Genomic DNA, 6577 nt, shown 5'->3' with positions numbered 1-6577 from the left:
CGAGGGGGCGTCCGCGTCAGCGGACACCGTCGGGCCGTTGCGTCTTTCGACGCACTCGTGCCGAACGGGAGGCGATGTCGTTCGAAGAGCCGACGATTCGCCCGTGCGCTCGCGGCGGCCGGGCCGATGGGGCATCATCCTTGCCGGGCGCGACGGTGTGCGCGGGGGCGGACACCGGGGGACCGGAGATCGCGGTGTCGTGGCAGACGCGGTGGGCGAAGCGAATCGGTGCGCCCGGCGGGTGAGCCGCGCGACGGCTCCGACAGAACGGAAACCATGCCTCATGCCCGACGACGGACTGTCCCTCGGCGAACGCTGCGTGCTGCTCGTGCTCATGGCCGAGGCGCGCCAGCTCACCAACACCGAGCTGCGGTCGCTGGCCGGGATCACCCTCGACGGCCGTAATCGCAGGCGGCTCAACGAACTCGGGCTGGTGCGCAGCGTGCTGGTCGGCCGCTCCTATGTGCACGAGCTGACCGACCGGGGCGCGGTGTGGTGCGCGCGGGAGCTGACCGCGCCCCGCCCCGCCCGGGCCGGGGCGGCGGGCGGTGCGCTGTACGTGCTGCTGGCGAGCCTGGCACGGCATCTGGAGGTGACCGGGAAGGCGCTGGCCGACCTGTTCGTCCCCGATGTGGCCGGTCGGGTCCGGGCCGCCTACACGGCCGAGACGCGGGGGAGTGGACGCCCGGTGCCGCTGGCGGTGCTGCGCGAACGGCTCGCCGAGGTGCCGCGCGCGGAGTTCGACCGTGGCGTGGCGGTGCTGTCCCGCGACGAGGGCGTGCACGTGCGCGCCGAAGCCGACCAGAAGACCCTCACCGACCGAGATCGCGCGGCGGCCGTCGTCCTCGGCGGCACGGCGAGGCATCTGCTGACGATCGAGGCCCGAGCGTGAACGGCGTGTCCGCCGGTCTTACGCGGCTCGACGAGGAGCAGCGGGTCGCGCTGGCCTCCGTCCAGTTCGGCAGTGTGCTCGGCCCGGACGAGATCTGGAGCCCGCTGAGCTTCCATGTCGACGGTCTGCACCCGCGCGCGACCGAGGAGATCGGGCGCGCCGTGGCGAACGCGCGCAGCCGGCCGGGGCAGACCCCGACCGGCATCGTGCTCAGCGGCGAACGCGGAGTCGGCAAGACCCACATGCTGGGCTGGCTGCGCAGGCACGTCCAGGACCTCGGCGGTTATTTCTTCATGCCCAAGCTCGTCGACGGCGCGTCGTTCTGGGCGGGCGCGGTGCACGGCATCGTCACCCAGTTGCTCGGCGCGGGCGGCGGTCAGCTGGGCCGCATGATCGGCGCGCTCGCCGAGAGCGCGGGGTGCGGCAGCGAACTGACCATGCGGGTGCGCGGCATGCTGCCGGTGCACCGCGAGGACATCGACGAACTGCTCGACCGGGTCGAGGATCTGGACGTGCGGGTCGGCCAGGAGTGCCGGGACACCCTGCGCGCGCTGTCGCTGTACTGCGCCCGCGGCAGGTTACGCGAGATCGGCTACAGTTTCCTCGTTCTCGAGGACGGCATCGACGAGCAGACACGGGCGGAGTGGGGCTTCCGCGCCCGCAACCGCCTGCCGCAGTTGCTGTTCCACGATCTGGTGCGTCTGTTCGCCCTCACCGGGCCGGTGGTGCTGGCCGTCGACCAGATCGACACGGTGATCGCCCAGTCCGGCCGCGGTGCGGACGACGGACTCGCCGACCGCCTCGCCGACGGCCTGATGCGCATCCGCGAGGAGACCGTGCGCACCATCCTGGTCGCGGCCTGTATCCCCAAGTCCTGGGAGCTCATCGCCACCAGGACCGTCAACTCGGCCGCCGACCGGTTCACCGTCGTCGAACTCGCCACCGCCATGCCCGACGCCGCTGTGGCCTCGGCGATCGTGGAACGCCACCTCGGCGGCCTGTACGGCGAGATCGGCTTCACCCCGCCCTATCCGACCTGGCCGGTGCTGCCGGTGGCCTTCGACGACCCCGATGTGGCCGCGTTCACCCCGCGCAGGCTGCTCCAGCAGCTGGAACGGCACATCCGCGCCTGTCTGGCCGAGAACAGCCTCGTCGAGCTGCGTCATTTCGGCGTCGTGCCCACGGTCACGCCGCCGCCGGCCCTGCCGGCGGCGAACGACACGGCCGCCATGGACGCGCGCTTCGAGGCGCTGCGCGCATCCGCCGATCCCGAGACGGCGCTCGACCCCCGGCACGAGGACGAGCGCATGTTCGCCCTGCTCAACGCAGGCCTGCACGCCTATGTCCTGGAACACGACGGCGGCCCCGAACTCACCGTCGACCCCGGCACGCGCGTGCGCCCGGCCCTGCACGCCCGGCTGCGGCGCACCATCGACGAGGCCAGCGAAGACGAGGAGCACTGGAGCTTCCGCGCCATCGCCCACGGCCACCACCGCGCGGTGCTGACCCGCCTGCGGGCGGCGAGCCTGGAAGCCGGGCTGCATCCCACGACGGCCACCCACCGCCACCTCGTCCTGCTGCGCAACATCCCGTTCTCCCGGGGCGCGGTGACCACCGCCGCGCTGGCGGAGTTCGCCGCCGCGGGCGGGCGTGTGCTCGCCGTCGACCCCGACGACCTGCGCACCTTCGCCGCACTCGAGGTCATGCTCACCGAATCGCCCACCGACTTCCTCGGCTGGCTCGCGCATCGCCGCCCGGCGAGCGGCACCCGGCTGTTCACCGAGGTGTTCGAGGTGCGGCCACCCGGCGCACGGGTGCCCGGCGCGAAGCAGTCCGGCACGCGAGAGCCGGGCTCGGCGGTGCCCGGGGGAGGAGCGGACGACCCGGAGCGGCCCGGTGCGCCCGGGGCAGGCGCGGTCCGTGCGGCGGCCGCCGAATCCGACCCGGCGGCGCAGCGCGAGCCCGCCTCGGTCCTGCTCGGCCGGAATGTGGAGACCGGCGGGGAATTCCGCGTTCCGCTGGAGCTGCTGCGCAAGCACACCGCTGTCTTCGCGGGCTCCGGCTCGGGCAAGACCGTGCTGTTGCGCAGACTGATCGAGGAGGCGGCGCTGCACGGCGTGTCCGCCATCGTCATCGACACCAACAACGACCTCGCCAGCCTCGGCGACCGCTGGCCCGTCCCGCCCGCGAGCTGGCTGCCCGGTGACAGGGAGCGCGCCGAGCGCTACCTCGCCGACACCGAGGTGGTGGTCTGGACGCCGCGCCGCGAGGCGGGCAGGCCGCTGGCGCTGAACCCGCTGCCCGACTTCGGGGGCGTGCTCGACGATCCCGACGAGTTCCGCGTCTCGGTGGACGCCTCGGTCGCGGGCCTGGCGCCGCGGGCCGGGCTCACCGCCCGCCGCAGGGCCACCGGCACCGCGGTGCTGACCGAAGCCCTGACCCACTTCGCCCGGCACGGCGGGTCCGATCCCGGCGCCTTCGTGGAACTGCTCACCGACCTGCCCGACGGCGTCAGCAGGATCAGGGACGCGGTCCGGCTGGCCGCCGACATGGCCGAGGAACTTAAAGCCGCCATGATCAACGACCCGGTGTTCGGCGGGGCGGGCGCGCGGCTGGATCCCGGCGCCCTGCTCACGCCGGGTGGTTCGGCACGTGCGCGGGTCTCGGTGATCAGCTGCGTCGGTCTGGCCACCGAGCAACAGCGGCAGACCTTCGTCAACCAGCTCCAGCTGGCCCTGTTCTCCTGGATCAAGAGACATCCGGCGGGCGAGCGGCCGCTCGGCGGTCTGCTGGTGCTCGACGAAGCCCAGACCTTCGTGCCCGCGCTCGGCACGACCGCCTCCACCGAGAGCACCCTGCGGCTGGCCGCTCAGGCCCGCAAGTACGGGCTGGGCATGGTCTACGCCACCCAGGCCCCGAAGGGCCTGCACAACATGGTCAGCGGCAACGCGGCGACCCAGTTCTTCGGCAGGCTCAACGCGCCCGTGCAGATTCAGGCCGCCGCCGAACTCGCCCGTGCCAAGGGCGGCCGCGTGGAAGACATCGCGCGACTGCCCGCAGGCCGCTTCTACGGCTCGGCCGAGGGCACGGGCTTCGCCAAGGTCGCGGTGCCGATGTGCCTGAGCCACCACCCGGAGGGCGCCCTGACCGAGGACGAGGTGCTGGCCAGGGCGCGGGGGCGGTAGCCGGGCGGCCCGGACTCAGGCCGCGGAGGTCACCCGGTAGACGTCGTAGACGCCCTCCACGTTGCGGACGACGTTCAGCAGATGGCCGAGGTGCTTGGGGTCGCCCATCTCGAAGGTGAACTTGCTGATGGCCACGCGGTCGCCGTGAGTGGTGACCGAGGCCGACAGGATGTTGACCTTCTCGTCGGCGAGCACCTTCGTCACGTCGGACAGCAGGCGGGTGCGGTCGAGGGCCTCGATCTGGATGGCGACCAGGAAGACCGAGGACGGCGAGGGCGCCCACTCGACGTCGATGATGCGCTCGGGCTGCTGGCGCAGCGACTCGGCGTTGGTGCAGTCGGTGCGGTGCACGCTGACCGAACCGCCGCGGGTCACGAAGCCCATGATCTCGTCGCCGGGCACCGGGGTGCAGCACTTGGCGAGTTTGGCCACGGTGCCGGAGGCGCCGGGAATGAGCACGCCCGCGTCGCCGGTGACCCGCTGGCGGCTTGGCGTGGTCGACGGCGTCGACCGCTCGGCGAGCTCGTTCTCCACATCGCCGATGCCGCCGAGCTGGGCCATCAGCCGCTGCACGACGTGATGCGCCGACACCTGGTGCTCGCCGACGGCGGTGTACAGGCTGGAGATGTCGCTGTAGTGCAGCTCGTGCGCGACCGCGGTCATCGCGTCCACGCTCATGAGCCGCTGCAACGGCAGCCCGACCCGGCGGACCTCCTTGGAGATCTGCTCCTTGCCGCTCTCCAGGGCTTCCTCGCGGCGCTCCTTGGCGAACCACTGCCGGATCTTGGCCTTGGCGCGCGGGGAGACCACGAAGTTCTGCCAGTCGCGGCTGGGGCCCGCGTTCTGCGCCTTGGAGGTGAACACCTCCACGACCTCGCCGTTCTCCAGCTGCCGTTCCAGCGCGACCAGCCTGCCGTTGACGCGCGCGCCGATGCAGCGGTGGCCGACCTCGGTGTGCACGGCGTAGGCGAAGTCCACCGGGGTCGACTTCTGCGGCAGGGTGATGACATCGCCCTTGGGGGTGAAGACGAAGATCTCCGGCGACTTCTGGTCGAAGCGCAGCGACTCCAGGAACTCGGCGGGGTCGGCGGCCTCGCGCTGCCAGTCGAGCAGCTGGCGCATCCAGGCCATGTCGTCGACTTCGGCGGAGTCGCCGGAGTGCTTGCCCTTGGTCTCCTTGTAGCGCCAGTGCGCGGCGATGCCGAACTCGGCGGTGCGGTGCATGTCCTGGGTGCGGATCTGCACCTCGAGCGGCTTGCCGTCGGGCCCGACGACGGTGGTGTGCAGCGACTGGTAGACGCCGTAGCGGGGCTGGGCGATGTAGTCCTTGAACCGGCCCGCCATCGGCTGCCACAGCGAGTGCACCACGCCGACCGCGGCGTAGCAGTCGCGCACCTCGTCGCACAGGATGCGGATGCCGACCAGGTCGTGGATGTCGTCGAAGTCCTTACCCTTGACGATCATCTTCTGGTAGATCGACCAGTAGTGCTTGGGCCTGCCCTCCACGGTGGCCTGGATGCGCGAGGCGGCCAGTGTGTTGACGATCTCGGCGCGCACCTTCGCCAGGTAGGTGTCGCGCGAGGGCGCGCGGTCGGCGACCAGGCGCACGATCTCGTCGTACTTCTTCGGGTGCAGGATCGCGAACGCGAGGTCCTCGAGCTCCCACTTGACCGTGGCCATGCCGAGCCGGTGGGCCAGCGGCGCGATGACCTCCAGGGTCTCCTTGGCCTTCTTGGCCTGCTTCTCCGGCGGCAGGAAGCGCATGGTGCGCATGTTGTGCAGGCGGTCGGCGACCTTGATGACCAACACGCGCGGGTCGCGCGCCATGGCGATGATCATCTTGCGGATCGTCTCGGCCTCGGCGGCCGAACCCAGGTTGACCTTGTCCAGCTTGGTGACGCCGTCGACCAGGTGGGCCACCTCGTCGCCGAACTCGGACTTCAGCTGGTCGAGGGTGTAGCCGGTGTCCTCGACGGTGTCGTGCAGCAGGGCGGCCACCAGCGTGGTGGTGTCCATGCCCAGCTCGGCGAGGATGTTGGCGACGGCCAGCGGATGGGTGATGTAGGGGTCGCCGGACTTGCGGAACTGGTGGGCGTGGCGCTCGTCGGCCACGTCGAAGGCCTTCTGCAGCAGCGTCAGGTTGGCCTTGGGGTACAGCTCGCGATGCACGGTGGCCAGCGGCTCGAGCACCGGCTTGACGGCGGCGATACCGCGCTGGCCGGTCATCCGCCTGGCCAGCCGGGCGCGCACCCGGCGCGAGGCAGAGGTCGGCACCGCGGAGGTGCCGGAGCCCTGCTCGGCGGCACGTTCCTGGGCGCGGGCTTCGGGGCGGCGGCCTTGGCCGGCGCCGGGGCCGTGTTCGCCGGCGGCGGGGGGGGGGGCAAGACCACCCCTTGGGGGCTGGCCTATGCCCTACAACGCGGCCCGGGCGCCCCCGGCGCCGGCGAAGACGGCCCCGGCGCCGGCCAAGGCCGCCGCCCCGAAGCCCGCGCCCAGGAAC

General features: G+C 72.0%; 3 protein-coding genes. 2 read left to right on the top strand and 1 reads right to left on the bottom strand.

Translation table 11 applies throughout. The features are described 5' to 3' along the window. Window positions 1–283: 283 nt before the first annotated feature. Both QH283_RS09155 and QH283_RS09150 read left to right on the top strand, forming a co-directional pair. Complete coding sequence (locus tag QH283_RS09155) at window positions 284–892, top strand: hypothetical protein (RefSeq protein ID WP_280502587.1); 609 nt, start codon at window positions 284–286, stop codon at window positions 890–892. A 5-nt stretch (window positions 893–897) separates the two neighbouring features. Next, the gene (locus QH283_RS09150; RefSeq protein ID WP_280502586.1) at window positions 898–4077 is read left to right on the top strand and encodes a helicase HerA domain-containing protein; all 3180 of its coding nucleotides are present in this window, start codon (window positions 898–900) and stop codon (window positions 4075–4077) included. A gap of 15 nt (window positions 4078–4092) precedes the next feature. On the opposite strand, the gene QH283_RS09145 is transcribed toward QH283_RS09150, so the two are convergent. Beyond that, window positions 4093–6351: a RelA/SpoT family protein gene (locus tag QH283_RS09145; protein WP_280502585.1), complete on the bottom strand. Its 2259-nt coding sequence runs from the start codon at window positions 6349–6351 to the stop codon at window positions 4093–4095. Between the last annotated feature and the right edge of the window lie 226 nt (window positions 6352–6577).

The organism is Nocardia farcinica (assembly GCF_029867845.1).
GTDB lineage: Bacteria > Actinomycetota > Actinomycetes > Mycobacteriales > Mycobacteriaceae > Nocardia > Nocardia farcinica_A.
The sequence above is the reverse complement of the archived record's forward strand: the minus strand, read 5'-3'. Positions and strand labels throughout refer to the sequence as shown.